This window comes from Ornithinimicrobium sufpigmenti (genome assembly GCF_004322775.1).
GTDB classification, from domain to species: domain Bacteria; phylum Actinomycetota; class Actinomycetes; order Actinomycetales; family Dermatophilaceae; genus Ornithinicoccus; species Ornithinicoccus sufpigmenti.
This window is the reverse complement of the sequence record NZ_CP036403.1, coordinates 3,598,532-3,612,040: the sequence shown is the minus strand read 5'-3', so window position 1 is coordinate 3,612,040 and position 13,509 is coordinate 3,598,532. Positions and strand designations below refer to the sequence as shown.

General features: G+C 71.4%; 12 protein-coding genes. 9 read left to right on the top strand and 3 right to left on the bottom strand.

The window, feature by feature from the left end:
• The first annotated feature begins 28 nt into the window (after positions 1-28).
• The 6 genes from ESZ52_RS19375 (at position 29) to ESZ52_RS16605 (ending at position 7,242) form a co-directional block, all read left to right on the top strand.
• The gene (locus tag ESZ52_RS19375; RefSeq protein WP_181010040.1) at positions 29-835 is read left to right on the top strand and encodes a papain-like cysteine protease family protein; all 807 of its coding nucleotides are present in this window, start codon (positions 29-31) and stop codon (positions 833-835) included.
• A 330-nt stretch (positions 836-1,165) separates the two neighbouring features.
• Positions 1,166-2,542 carry a papain-like cysteine protease family protein gene (locus ESZ52_RS16625; protein WP_181010041.1) on the top strand — a complete coding sequence of 459 codons (1,377 nt, stop codon included), beginning with the start codon at positions 1,166-1,168 and terminating at the stop codon, positions 2,540-2,542.
• 245 nt (positions 2,543-2,787) lie between these two features.
• On the top strand, positions 2,788-4,017 hold the full coding sequence (pdhA, locus tag ESZ52_RS16620; RefSeq protein WP_425600024.1) for a pyruvate dehydrogenase (acetyl-transferring) E1 component subunit alpha: 1,230 nt from the start codon (positions 2,788-2,790) through the stop codon (positions 4,015-4,017).
• 20 nt (positions 4,018-4,037) lie between these two features.
• Positions 4,038-5,072 (top strand): alpha-ketoacid dehydrogenase subunit beta, encoded by a 1,035-nt coding sequence (locus tag ESZ52_RS16615; RefSeq protein ID WP_131105897.1) that lies wholly within the window; start codon positions 4,038-4,040, stop codon positions 5,070-5,072.
• An 81-nt stretch (positions 5,073-5,153) separates the two neighbouring features.
• Complete coding sequence (locus ESZ52_RS16610) at positions 5,154-6,650, top strand: dihydrolipoamide acetyltransferase family protein (RefSeq protein WP_131105896.1); 1,497 nt, start codon at positions 5,154-5,156, stop codon at positions 6,648-6,650.
• A 160-nt stretch (positions 6,651-6,810) separates the two neighbouring features.
• Entirely contained in the window at positions 6,811-7,242 is a 432-nt protein-coding gene (locus ESZ52_RS16605) for a hypothetical protein (protein ID WP_131105895.1), read from the top strand.
• A gap of 130 nt (positions 7,243-7,372) precedes the next feature.
• Here ESZ52_RS16605 and ESZ52_RS16600 read toward each other — a convergent pair whose 3' ends face one another.
• From ESZ52_RS16600 to ESZ52_RS16590, 3 genes are all read right to left on the bottom strand, one after another.
• Positions 7,373-8,233, bottom strand: coding sequence for a patatin-like phospholipase family protein (locus ESZ52_RS16600; protein ID WP_238154636.1), 861 nt, complete (start codon positions 8,231-8,233; stop codon positions 7,373-7,375).
• Positions 8,230-9,156 carry a maleylpyruvate isomerase family mycothiol-dependent enzyme gene (locus tag ESZ52_RS16595; RefSeq protein WP_181010042.1) on the bottom strand — a complete coding sequence of 309 codons (927 nt, stop codon included), beginning with the start codon at positions 9,154-9,156 and terminating at the stop codon, positions 8,230-8,232. The genes ESZ52_RS16600 and ESZ52_RS16595 overlap by 4 nt, the downstream gene beginning before the upstream one ends.
• 121 nt (positions 9,157-9,277) lie before the next feature.
• Complete coding sequence (locus ESZ52_RS16590) at positions 9,278-9,850, bottom strand: hypothetical protein (protein WP_131105893.1); 573 nt, start codon at positions 9,848-9,850, stop codon at positions 9,278-9,280.
• Between the two features lie 287 nt (positions 9,851-10,137).
• Here ESZ52_RS16590 and ESZ52_RS16585 point away from each other — a divergent pair, with 287 nt between their 5' ends.
• From ESZ52_RS16585 to ESZ52_RS16575, 3 genes are all read left to right on the top strand, one after another.
• Positions 10,138-12,096 (top strand): bifunctional copper resistance protein CopD/cytochrome c oxidase assembly protein, encoded by a 1,959-nt coding sequence (locus ESZ52_RS16585; protein WP_131105892.1) that lies wholly within the window; start codon positions 10,138-10,140, stop codon positions 12,094-12,096.
• Positions 12,097-12,139: 43 nt separating this feature from the next.
• Entirely contained in the window at positions 12,140-12,994 is an 855-nt protein-coding gene (locus tag ESZ52_RS16580; RefSeq protein WP_131105891.1) for a carbon-nitrogen family hydrolase, read from the top strand.
• 166 nt (positions 12,995-13,160) lie between these two features.
• Positions 13,161-13,397 carry a DUF6458 family protein gene (locus ESZ52_RS16575; RefSeq protein WP_131105890.1) on the top strand — a complete coding sequence of 79 codons (237 nt, stop codon included), beginning with the start codon at positions 13,161-13,163 and terminating at the stop codon, positions 13,395-13,397.
• Positions 13,398-13,509: the final 112 nt, after the last annotated feature.

Sequence of the window (13,509 nt, the reverse complement as noted above, 5' to 3'; positions counted from 1 at the left end):
CGCACCCGCATCGCCGGAAGGTGCAGACGTGGCTGCGCCTGCTGCTGTCTCGACCCCCGTGGACCAGGGTCACGCGGTATTCGACCGGCTCGGCAAGGAGCTGAGCATGGCGACGACCTACGACCTGGGCCCCATCGCCATGGAGCGGCGACTCGACGAGCTCGACCGACTCATGGACACCGAGGCCGCCGCCAGAGACGTCGCGCAGTCCCGCAGCGACCGGGGCAGGGCCCTGCGCGGTCATGACGACCACCTCGATGTCGCGGAGGTCCGGGACCGCCTCTCCACGGCGAAGCCCCCCGCTGCACCACCCGTGGTGTCGAGCGCCCCGACGGGTCCGGCGAGGACTGGGCCACAACTGGCTGTCCACGCCGTGCCGCACGGGAGGGCCCGGTCCGGCCTGACCTGCTGGGCGGTGAGCGCAGCCTGCATGGTCGGCTGGCGGGACGGGCTCGACCCGTCCACCGACGATCTGGTCACCGGCTCGGGCGTGTGGGCGCCCTACGCGGACGGGCGGCAGGCCAGGAGTCTGGACGACCTCAGCACCTGGGGACTGACCGTCCTGGGTCCGCCAGATGTCACCGACGAAGCCGGCTTGGTTCGGGCTCTGCACGCGCACGGTCCGCTGTGGCTCGCGGCAGCACCGCCTGGGCCCCACGCTGTGGTCGTCAGTGGGGTTACCGGCGACCTCGCCGCCGGCCCGGTGTCGTTCAGCGTGATCGATCCTTGTGCCGCCGGTGACGATCAGCTTGTGGACACCTGGCACACCTTGCGGATGCGCGTCGACGCGGTCGACGGCGCACCGCTCACCCTCGCCCACCTCGTGCCCACCTGAGCGGAGTGCATCATGTCATCTCGTTTCACAGCCCTGGAGTCCGACATAGCCCGACTCGCGGAGGCCCACCGGCACCCCACCTCCGAGGGTGGCCGTGTCGTCGCGGATCGTGCTGCGACGCGACGGTCTGAGCGGTCCGCCAGGCCAGGTGTGCCCGGGTCAGCTCCTGCGCCCGTCCCGGCCCGGGCCGCAGCGCCCGGAGCCCCGACATCGTCACCAACCATCCCGGTCGAGACTGCAGGGCCGTTGAGCCTCGGCCCGTGGAGCCCACGTGACAGTGCAGCCGGCGGACCACGGGCGCCACGAGTACGGGCTTTCAGCGCGCCGCGAGTGCGCGCGTTCAACCGGGCGGTCGACTACACCGTGCCGGGTCTGATCGCGGTGCTCCGGCAGGACAAGTCGATGGCCTGCTGGGCGTTCGCGACGCTGATGCTTGAGCAGTGGCGCCGCGGCCAGTCGCTGGAGCTGACGGCATACCTTGACGACCTCGGCGCGCGGGTAGGCGACCCACGCCTGTTCCGGGAGGCTTACGAGAACAACACCGGCTTACTGCCCGACCAGGTGCAGCGGCTTCAGGCCGCGCTGGCACTCTCCGGACAGCCGGCCGCAAGCTTCACCGTGGCCCGGTGGGAGGATCTGCTGCGTGACCACGGCCCTCTGCTGGTCATTGGCGACGAGGCGCTGACACAAGCCTGGGCGGTCCACGCGCGACTCGTGGTGGGCATCTCGGGGGACGGCACGCCGGTCGGGACGCAGGTCGACATCGTCGATCCAGGTACAGGCACGCGCTACCGCGAGTCGCTGGCGACCTTCCTGGCCAAGTACGAGGAGCTGGCACCTACGGGCTGGGCCGGTGTTCAGGTCTTCCACTTCCCGTCCGGTACCCAGGCTGGTGCACTGTCCTTCACCAGTGCTGCGCGCCCGCCGAGCAGGGCGAACGGTCACACCATTGCGGCCCGGCGTCGGCCGTCACGGCTGGCGGCCGCCTTCAGTGTCCTGCCCGCGCCTGCGCCGCCGGCCCTGGACCCGTGGGTAGGGCTGATGCGCTGGACGCCAGCGTCTGCGCTCGTCTCCCGGCTGACCAAGTTCACCCCGGACGGGTATGTGCACCGGATCGACGACGGTTACGGGCCTGTCAACCTCGACTGGTACCCGGTGCGGGTGTCACCTCCGTCGGGGATGTCCGCAGCTGAGCTGCTCGATCGGTGGCGGCGCGACCTCAACTCCACCATCGACCAGAGGCTGGCGTTCTTCGAGCCCTACGACGATGCTGAGACCGCGATCTGGCACTCCAGCGCCCCTGCAGGAGCTGTCATCCACATCGACATGCGATCGGGGGCGGAGTGGGCCAACCCCGACGACGGCTCGGTGCTCGTCAGCGACTCGGCCCCTGACCACTGGACGTTCTCGACCATCTGGACCCCCCAGGACCTCGGCCACCCGGTCTCGGGTAACCGATGGTTCGGCTACCTTCCCAACGAGGACGGCAGTTACACCTTTGGCACCCGTGGCGCCGACCGGGTGACGACGGTGGTCGATCATGCGCTGAGTGACGTGGTCTTCACCGCTGCCCACACCTTATGGCTGACCCTCCAACAGGGACTGGCTACCCTGGTGTCTGGGCTCGGCGGTTCCGCTGCCATCGAGCCGGCCACCAGCGCGCGCTACGACTGGCCAGGGGTGAAGGCTGCCTACGGCGTCCCGTGATCTCCGTGCGGACCGTGATCGGTCGATCAGCCACATCGCACGGGCATAGACCTGGCGTTCTCCCGGGCGTCCGCCGGTCAGTGGCTGGGGACGGATCCTGCCGATCCTGCCCCGGATCCTGCCTCCGGGTCCTGACCTCGGGTCAGGTTGACGTCTGCGGTAACGTGACGCCGGAACCACCCCCGTACCGCTAGGCCGCACGAAGCACCTGCGCCGGTGCCGGCCTGACGAGAAGGAGTTTGCGCGTGAGCGACGAGGACGTCGTGTCGGCCCAGGCGGCCGGCGCCCCCAGCGGGACCCCGGGCAGCAGCCCCGACAGCTCGCCCGGCTCCCAGAGTCACGAGCCGCCCGAGCGGGACATCACCGACGGCGGGCCGGACATGGTCCAGTTCCTCGCCGCCGACGGGACCCGGGTCCCGGTGACCGACGTGAACAGCCCGTATGCCGCATACCTCGAGGAGCTCGACGAGGACGCACTGCGCGGGATGCTGCGCGACCTGATCCTGGTCCGTCGGGTCGACAGCGAGGGCTTCGCCCTGCAGCGGCAGGGTGAGCTCGGCCTGTGGCCCAGCCTGCTCGGCCAGGAGGCGGCGCAGGTCGGCCCGGGCCGCGCGATGCGCAAGCAGGACTACGCCTTCCCCGGCTACCGCGAGCACGGCGTCGCCTGGTGCAAGGGCGTAGCGCCGGAGAACCTGCTGGGCATGTTCCGCGGGGTCAACCACGGCGGGTGGGACTCGAGCGAGAACAACTTCGGCCTCTACACGATCGTCATCGGCAACCAGATGCTGCACGCCGTCGGCTACGCCATGGGTGTGCAGCGCGACGGTGACGTCGCCACCGGTGACACCGACCGCGACACCGCCGTCATGGCGTTCACCGGCGACGGCGGCACCGCCCAGGGCGACTTCAACGAGGCGCTGGTCTTCGCCGCGGTCGCCAACGCCCCGGTCGTCTTCTACGTGCAGAACAACCACTGGGCGATCTCCGAGCCCAACGAGCGGCAGTTCGTCATCCCGCCCTACCGCCGCGCCGACGGCTTCGGCTTCCCCGGCGTGCGGGTCGACGGCAACGACGTGCTGGCCTCGTATGCCGTCTCCCGCGCCGCCCTGGAGCGTGCCCGGTCCGGACAGGGCCCGACCCTCATCGAGGCGTTCACCTACCGGATGGGCGCGCACACCACCTCCGACGACCCGACGAAGTACCGGATCTCGGCCGAGGTGGACCTCTGGAAGAAGAAGGACCCGATCGACCGGATGACGAAGTACCTGCTCGCCGAGGGCATCGTCGACGACGCCTGGATCAGCGAGATCGAGGCCGAGGCCGACGAGCTGGCCGCGCGCATCCGGCACGCCTGCCAGACGATGCCCGACCCGCCGCACCCCGAGATGTTCCAGCACGTGTATGCCGAGCCGCACCCCCTGGTCAAGCGCGAGGCCCAGGCCTTCGCCGACTACCAGGCCGGGTTCGAGGACTGAGGAAGGACACCGCAGACCTGATGAGTACCTCGAGCACCACCTCCGCCACCGCCCAGAGGACCACGATCGCCAAGGCCCTCAACGCCGGGATGCGCGCCGCCATGGAGCGCGACCCCAAGGTCCTGCTCATGGGCGAGGACATCGGCAAGCTGGGCGGCGTCTTCCGCATCACCGAGGGCCTGCAGAAGGACTTCGGCGAGGACCGCGTCATCGACGCCCCGCTGGCCGAGTCCGGGATCATGGGCAGCGCCGTGGGGCTGGCCCTGCGCGGCTACCGGCCCGTGGTCGAGATCCAGTTCGACGGCTTCGTCTACCCGGCCTTCGACCAGATCGTCAGCCAGGTCGCCAAGATGCACTACCGCTCCCTGGGCAAGCTCAAGCTGCCGATGGTCATCCGCATCCCCTACGGCGGCGGCATCGGCGCGGTCGAGCACCACAGCGAGTCCAACGAGTCCTACTTCGCGCACACCGCCGGCCTGCGGGTGGTCACCTGCTCCACCCCCGACGACGCCTACTGGATGATGCAGCAGGCGATCGCCAGCGACGACCCGGTCGTCTTCTACGAGCCCAAGCGCCGCTACCACGAGCGCGGCGTGCTCGACCTCGCCGACCTCGGCTCGGTGCCCGACCTGGCCGAGGCGCCCTACGGCTTCGACGAGGCGGTGGTCCGCGCCGAGGGCCAGGACGTGACCGTGCTGACCTACGGCCCGTCGGTCAAGGTCGCGCTCGCCGCGGCGCAGGCCGCCGAGCTGGAGGACGGCCCGTCGCTGGAGGTCATCGACCTGCGCTCGCTGTCGCCGCTGGACATCGACGTCATCGAGGCCTCGGTGAGGAAGACGGGCCGGTGCATCGCGCTGTCGGAGGCCCAGACCTTCTCCAGCATCACCGCCGAGCTGGCCGCGCACGTCCAGGAGCGCTGCTTCTACCACCTCGAGGCGCCGGTCCTGCGGGTCGGCGGCTACAACATCCCCTACCCGCCCAGCCGCCACGAAGAGGTCTTCCTCCCCGACCTCGACCGCGTCCTGCACGCCGTCGAGACGGTCATGGCCTACTGACCGGCAGCCGGACCGCCGCGCCCGCGCCACCGCATACCCCGTTCGTCCCCGCACCAGCGCACAACCCGCAAGGAGCACCTCGTGCCCGAGTTCAAGCTTCCGGACCCCGGTGAAGGTCTCGTCGAGGCCACCATCGTCCAGTGGAAGGTGGCGGTCGGCGACACCGTGCAGACCAACGACATCGTGGTCGAGGTGGAGACCGCCAAGTCGCTGGTCGAGCTGCCCATCCCGTGGGCCGGCACGGTGACCGAGATCCTCGCCCAGGAGGGTGACGAGGTCGAGGTCGGCACCCCGATCATCGTCATCGACAACGGCGACGGCGGCCGAGGTGGTGGCGGGTCCGGCACGACCAGCGTCGAGGACGTCACCGACGCGGCGACCGCCGCCTCCGACGACCTCGTGCCCACCGCCACGGCGGGTGGCGAGACCGCGCAGGAGGGCACCAAGCGGGAGGCGGTGCTGGTCGGGTATGGCGCGATCGAGGGCTCCACGACCCGTCGCCGTCGCCGCGGGGCCGCCCAGGCGGAGGCGGAGGCCGAGAGCGTCGGGCCGCGCAAGGTGCGGTCCACCCCGCCGGTGCGCAAGTACGCCAAGGACCGCGGCGTCGACCTCACCCAGGTCACCCCGGCCGGCGAGGACGGCGTGATCCGCCGCTCCGACGTCGACGCCTACCTGGCCGGGAGCGCTGCCTCGCCGTCGGCGCAGCACGTCGCGGCCGAGCTCGCGGCCCCTGCCGGTGAGGGCGCTGCCACCGGCGACGCGGCGCCCTCGGCTGCGCCAGCGGCTGTCGGGGGAGACTCGGGCAACCGCGCGCCGCAGGCCGCTTCCTACCAGCGTCCGCAGCTCGACCGCAGTGGCGAGCGGGAGGAGCGGGTCGACGTCAAGGGCGTCACCAAGATGATGGCCCAGGCGATGGTGAGCTCGAAGTTCAGCGCCCCGCACGTCACCGAGTTCCTCACCGTGGACGTCAGCGCCACGATGGAGCTGGTCGAGCGGCTGAAGGCGGACCGCTCGTACGGCATGACCGACCTGCGGATCAGCCCGCTGCTGATCCTCGCCAAGGCGATGACGATCGCGGTGCGCCGCAACCCGGGCATGAACGCGGTGTGGGACGAGCAGGCGCAGCAGATCGTGCGCCGCAACTACGTCAACCTCGGGATCGCCGCGGCGACCCCGCGCGGGCTCATCGTGCCCAACATCAAGGACGCGGACCTGATGGACCTGCGCCAGCTGGCCGAGGCCCTGCAGGACCTGGTCGCCACCGCCAAGGCCGGCCGGACGCAGCCGGCAGACCAGTCCGGCGGCACGATCACGATCACCAACGTGGGCGTCTTCGGCGTCGACACCGGCACCCCGATCATCAACCCCGGCGAGTCCGCGATCGTGGCCTTCGGCGCGGTCCGCCGCATGCCGTGGGTCGTCGGCACGGGGGCGGAGGAGCGGATCGAGCCGCGCTGGGTCACCCAGCTCGCGGTCTCCTTCGACCACCGCCTCATCGACGGCGAGCTCGGCTCCCGCTTCCTCGCCGACCTCGGGGGGCTCCTGGAGGACCCCGCGAGGGCGATGGTCTGGGGCTGAGCGCGCGCATTCCCGCGCGGCCAGGCGCCGGGTCTGGGACTGAGCGCACCGTGGTGCCGAAACGGTGTGTCACATCCGTTGTCGCGACAACGGATGTGACACACCGTTCCCGCACAGGCATGCGCTGGGGGTGCGGCGAGGCACCACATACCCTGACCCCATGGCCCGCCCCGCCCTGAAGGACCGCCTGTTCACCGCCCTGTGCGTCCTCGGCGCGGGAGTCGTGCTGGTCGGCGGCTTCGCCCGGGGCAACCCGCGGGTCGCGATCGCCGGGGCGGTGTTCTTCCTGGGTTATGCCGTCCTGCAGTCGGTCACCCGGCGGCTGGCACCCGCCGCCCGGCTGCTCAGCGGCAGCGAGGCCGACCACGCCGAGCGGATGGCGCAGTTCCGCGCCACCCGGCTCGCGGGCCAGGCCGCGCTGCTGGTCGCCGCCGTCGGGCTGGGGCTGGAGCTCGGCGTGGAGTGGGGCCCCGGCCTCTGGGTCGCGGGCACGGCGCTGCTGGTGGTGGCGGTCTTCGTGGCAGGGCTCGCCTGGTACAGCCCTCGCCACCCCGATAGGACACGCCACAAAGCTCGACAGAACACGTCATAGGGACCCACCGAACACGTCATAGGGACGCACAGAACACGCCAAAGGGACCAACAGGACACGCCCTCGCGGCCGACCCGCCCAGGCGCCGCTACTCGACCGCGATGGAGCCGCCAGACCGGGTCCAGCGCCGCTACTCGACCGCGATGAGCCGCCGGATCCGGTCGGCCGCCTCCCGGGTCGCCTCGTCACCGGCAGCGATGGCTTCCTTGGCCTTGTGGAAGTCCTGGATGTCCACCCCCTGGATGGGCGGGTCGATGAGCACGTCGGGGCGGTAGAGCGACAGCCGGGCCATCGTCAGCTGGGTCTGCATGACGTCGATGGCCCGCATCGCCTCCTTGAGCGCGCCGGTCACCGGGCGGCGCCGCAGCACCTTCTCCACGTTCTTCGGCCGCTCCAGCGGCTCCAGCGCCGTGGCGTTGACCGCGATCACCCGCCGCGCGCCGAGGAACAGCGCGCCGTCGACCGGGATCTGGTTGAGGATGCCGCCGTCGACCAGGATCGCGTCGCCCAGCGGCACCGGCTCGACCAGGCCCGGGTATGCCGTCGTGGCCCGGATCGCGGTGTGCAGGTCGCCGGAGCGCAGGTAGTGGATCTGCCCGTCGACCACGTCCGTCGTGGTCAGCACCAGCGGGAGCTCCAGCTCCTCGAAGGTCGGCGGCAGGTGCTCCTCCAGGAAGGCTCGGTAGGCCTTGGTCGACAGCAGCCGCCCCGACAGCCCCCAGTCGATCAGCTTCAGCCAGCCGACGCTGGCGGTGATCTCCTCCAGCTCCTCGGCACTGTAGCCCGCCGCGATGAACGCCCCGACCAGACCGCCCATGCTGGTCCCGGAAACCAGGTCGGGGCGCACGTCCAGCTCCTGGAGCACGCGCCATACCCCGATGTGGCACAGTCCGCGCGCACCCCCGCCGCCCAGGGCGATCCCGAGCAGGTTGGTCTGCAGCTGACCCGGCGCGATCCCGTCGCCGACCACCTGCGCGCCGGCTCGGGTCACGGGGTGAGGACGAGCGCGTCGAGGACGCGGCGGGCCAGGTCCTCGTCGCCGTGCACGTGGTAGCGCGTCTCCTCCGTGCTCTGTCGGCCCGCGGCGCGGCGGGTGAGCTCGTGGGTCGACATCGAGATCGTGGTCACCGACTCCTCCGGCTGCTCCTCGGCGGCGGGGGCGTCGCCCTCCTCGTGCTCCTCCACGTGGCCGGTGAAGAGCTCGTGGGCGACGCACTCGCCGTCGGCGTCGGTGGTGATGCGCACGCCCCCGCGCCCGGTGACCGGGCCGGTGCTCTCCACGATGACGACGGTCCCGGCCGGCGGCTCGACCCGCTTGGCCACGACGTCGGGCAGGGCGCCGAGGATGGCGGCGGTGAAGACCACGGCGCCGGGGGAGTCCAGCAGCCCGGGACGGTCCACGACGTCGCGGATGTCCTGGGTGTGCACCCAGACGTCGCTGAGCCGCAGCACCGCAAGCTCACCGAACGGCGTCTGCCGGCCCCGGATCGAGCGGACCGGGGTGTCCAGCTCGAGGTCGGGATCGTACATCTGCGCCACCCGGACCTCGATCAGCCCGCGCAGCTCGGCGAGCAGGTCCTCGGGGGAGTGCTCCGCACGGGCCCGGACGCCCTCCTCGATCCACACGCCGAAGGAGTTGCGCACGTGCTCCGGGTGCCCGATCGCGATGGCCTCCTGCTCGCCGCGAGGGCCGTCGGCCCAGCCGCTGATCGGGTGCTCTCCGCCGGTCAGCTGGTCCTCGAGGTGCACGACGTGGGCGAGGTGGTCGCGCGCGGTCCACCCGTCGCACGCGGTCGGCAGGTCCCACTCCGCGGGGCGCAGGCCGTCGCAGGTGTCCACGAGGCCGCCGAGCACCTCGCGGTAGGCCTCGATGAGGGACGGGACGTCGGCGGGTGGCGGGGGGTGGACGACCATGCCGACCAGAGTAACGACAGGACCGCCCGGGAGCATGAACGAGCATGCTCGCGGGCGGTCCTCACGGTACTGACCGACGGCGCAACGCCTGGGGCGGATCAGGCGCAGGCACCGGGGCGGATCAGGCGCAGGACGCCTCGAACTCCTCCAGCGCGGCCTCGGCGTCGGCGGTGTCGACACTCGGGATCGCGATCTCGGGCTCCAGGCCGGCGTCCTCGGAGGTGACGGCCTGGACGACCTCGTCGAACGGGGCGTTGACGCGGGTGAGCAGGTCGGCCTGCTCGCCCTCGGCGTCCTCGACCAGGTCGGTGATGCGGCCGTTGAGCAGGTTGACCTCGGAGAAGGACACCGGGTCGAGGTCGTCACCCGCGCCGACGATCTCGAACTGCGCGGTGGCCCGCTCGGACAGCGGGGTGCCCTGGGTCTGGAAGAACTCCGCGCAGACCGGGTCGGTCATGCCGCCTGCGGTCGCGCCGGCCCCGTCGGCGCCCGCGGTGGTCGCCTCGCCGTCGGCGGTGGCCGTGTCGGTGTCAGCGTCCGTCGTCTCGTCAGTGGTCTCGTCGGTCGTCTCGTCCGTGGTCTCGACGGCGGCGGTGTCCTCGTCGGTCGCGGTGTCGTCCGTGCTGTCGCCGTTGCACGCGGCGAGGGCGAGGACGGCGCCGAGCGCGGTGATGGTGGTGAAGGTGCGACGCATGATGATTGCTCTCTCTCTTCGTGATTTCGTCGTGCGATGCGCCGGGGCGGAGGCGGGCACGGCGTGGCCACGGGTACCGGGGAATCCCCCTCCACGCCGGCACCGTCGTCGACTCGACCTGCCCAGTCTCGCAAACGTCCTGGCGAAAAGCCCATCCAGGGGACGGGCCCCGCCCGTACGGGTGGGGTGGCACCGCCGGCGCGCTTCTCCGCCTGATCGGGCCTGCCGGCCAGCCCTTCCCACGACGGGGTCCGGGCCGTGCAGAAATCAGACCTAGCATTGCTGGTATGCCGCACCGTCCCCCGCTCTCCTGGACCGCCCCGGTCGCCGCGCTCGTCGCCGCGGTGGTGGTGGCGATCCCTGTGGCGGCCTTCAGCGGGGCCGTGGAGCCGCTGGCGCTGGGCGATGCCGGCCCCGTGGTGCGCTGGGGGATGGTGCTGCTGAGGGTCGTGCACCACCTCGCCGCCTCGTTGACGATCGGCCTGCTGCTGGTCGCAGCCTTCCTGGTCCGCGAGGGAAAGACCACCTCCCGGCGGGCCACGGCCGCGAAGGTCGCCTCGATGTCCGCCGCCCTCTGGGCGCTCAGCGCGCTCGGGATCCTCGTCCTCGGCTTCGGCGACCTGGCCGGCATCCAGCCCTCGGCCCCCGGCTACCTCAGCCAGCTGTGGGGCAATATGTCGCTTGAGGTCATGGCGCTGCGTGGGCTGGAGACGGTCATGGTCGCCGTCCTGGTGCCGTTCGCGGCCCTGGCCCGCACCCGCGGCGCCCTGGCCTGGGCCAGCGTGCTGTCCCTGCTGGCGCTGATGCCGCTGGCCTTCAGCGGCCACGCCAGCGGCACCGACGGCCACGAGACCGCCGTCACCTCGCTGGGCATCCACCTGGTCGGGATCACCGTGTGGGTCGGCGGGCTGCTGGCGCTCGCCCTGCTCCTGCCCGTCCTGGGTCCGGCCCTGGGGGACGCGCTGCGGCGCTACTCCACCCTCGCCGCATGGTGCTTCGTCGCGGTGGGGCTCTCCGGTGTGCTCTTCGCCCTGCTCACCGTCGACGAGGTCGCCGACCTCGTGACCCCCTACTGGGTCGTCATCTGGCTCAAGGTGGCGGCGCTGGCCGGCCTGTTCGTCTTCGGCCTGGTGCAGCGGCGCACGATCGTCGCCGGTGACGAGGGCCGCTCACGGGCCTTCGCCAAGCTGGCTGCCCTCGAGGTCGTCCTGATGGGGACCGCGATGGGGCTGGGCACCGTGCTCGGGCGCACCCCGCCACCGGTCGGTGCGGAGCCTCGGATCGGGGACATGGCCTACGTGCTCACCGGCTATCCCATGCCCGAGCCGTTCACCTGGGCCCGGCTCTTCACCTCCTGGCAGGTCAACTGGCTCTTCCTGCTCACCGCGCTGGTCGCGATCGGGCTCTACCTCGCCGGTGTCGCCAGGCTGCGTCGGCGCGGCGACGCCTGGCCGGTCGGCCGGACGATCCTGTGGGTGCTCGGCTGGGTGGCCTTCATCTGGGTCACCAACGGCGGCCCCGCGGTCTACGGGCGGGTGATGTTCTCCCAGCACATGATCATGCACATGGCGCTGATGATGCTCGTGCCGATCCTGCTGGTGCCGGCCCAGGGGATCACCCTCGCCTACCGGGCCCTGCCCGCCCGGCGCGACCGCACCCTCGGCCCCCGCGAGGTGCTCACCGCGGTGGTGCACTCCGGGTGGGCGAAGTTCATCGTCAACCCGGTCGTGGCGGGGGCCATCTTCTTCGGCAGCCTCATCGTCTTCTACTGGACGGGGATGCTGGACTGGGCGATGCGGACCCACTCCGGACACATCTTCATGGTGGTCCACTTCTCGCTGTCCGGCTTCGCCTTCGTCTGGTCGATGGTCGGCCGGGACCCGGGGCCGCCGAAGTGGGAGCCGCCGCTGCGGCTCATCGTGCTGCTGGCCACCCTGGCCGCCCACGCCTTCTTCGGCCTGGCCCTGATGCAGGGCACCTGGCTGCTGGCGCCGGAGTTCTACAAGACCATCGACGTCCCGTGGGTCGATGACCTGCTGGCCGACCAGCAGTTCGGCGGCGGCATCGCCTGGGGGGTGGGGGAGATCCCCACGGTGATCATCGTGCTGATGGTCGCGGTGGACTGGATCCGGCGAGATGACCGCGAGAGCGTCCGCTCCGACCGCCAGGCGGACCGTGACGGCGATGCCGCGCTCGCGGCCTACAACGCCCGCCTGCAGGCCATGCACGAGAGGAGCCAGCGATGACGAGTTCTTTGCCCCAGCTCGACCACGGGATGAGGAGTCAGCGATGAGGATCGCGCTGATCCAGCTCGCCTACGGCGAGGGCAGCGAGGAAAGCGTCGAGGAGCGGGCCGCGAGGGCCGCGGACCTGGTCCGGGAGGTGGGCCGTGACCACGACCTGGTGGTGCTGCCCGAGCTCTGGAGCGCCGGCGGCTTCGCCATCGACGACTGGCAGGAGCGCAGCCAGGACCTCGAGACCGTCCGCGCTGCAGAAGGCACCGAGGGCACAGAGCCGGACTGGCCGCCGGCCCTGGCGCCGCTGGCCGAGGCGGCCAAGGAGACGGGCGTGGTGCTGCATACCGGGTCGGTCGTCGAGCGGACCGCCGAGCCGGGCGAGGAGGGGCGCCACCTGTCCAACACCTCGGTCGTGCTCGGCCCGGACGGTCGGGTGTGCGCGACGTACCGGAAGATTCACCGCTTCGGCTTCGGGTCGGGGGAGCCGCGGCTGATGGAGGCCGGCACCGAGCTGGTCATCGGTGACCTTCCGGCCCCGGCGGACGCGCTGACCGTGGGCCTGTCGACGTGCTACGACCTGCGCTTCCCCGAGCTCTACCGCGCGCAGCTCGACCTGGGCGCACAGCTCTTCCTCATCCCTGCGGCGTGGCCGGCGGCGCGGGTCGAGGCCTGGCGGCTGTTGGCCCGGGCGCGGGCGATCGAGGACCAGTGCTTCGTGCTGGCCTGCAACACCGCCGGCACGCATGCCGGGGTGGAGATGGGCGGGCACAGCGCGGTCATCGACCCGTGGGGGACGGTGCTCGCCGAGGCCGGGACCGAGCAGGAGATCCTCTCGGTCCAGATCGACCCCGCCGAGGTGGCCAGGGCGCGCGAGAAGTTCCCCGTCCTGGCCGATCGGCGGCTCTGACCTCCCACCCCGACCGGCGATACGGTCTGCCCCCGACCGGCGACACGGTCTGCTCGCGACCGGCGACACGGTCTGCCCCCGACCGGACGTCTGGCCTCACGCTGAGGGGCGTCGTCGCGCGGTCGCCGCTACTGTGCTCAGGGACACCAACCGAAAGGACTGTCCCATGGGTATCGGTCTGGGTATCTTCCTGCTCGTCGTCGGCGCGATCCTTGCCTTCGCTGTCGACTACACCATCCAAGGCATCGACGTCACCACGATCGGCTACATCCTGCTGGCCGGCGGTGTGCTCTCCCTGCTGGTCGGCCTGGTGCTGAACACGCAGCGCACGAACACCACCCACCGCGAGGTCGTGGACCGGCACGAGGACCGTGACATTCGCCGCCGCGACGACATCCGCTGACGCGCCCAGACCTGATCCACCGGGAAGTCAGGCAACGTCCTGCACTACAGACAGCGTTGTCGACGTGGTCTGTCGTGCAGCACCCTGCCTGACCTCCGAGAGGCTGTCCCCG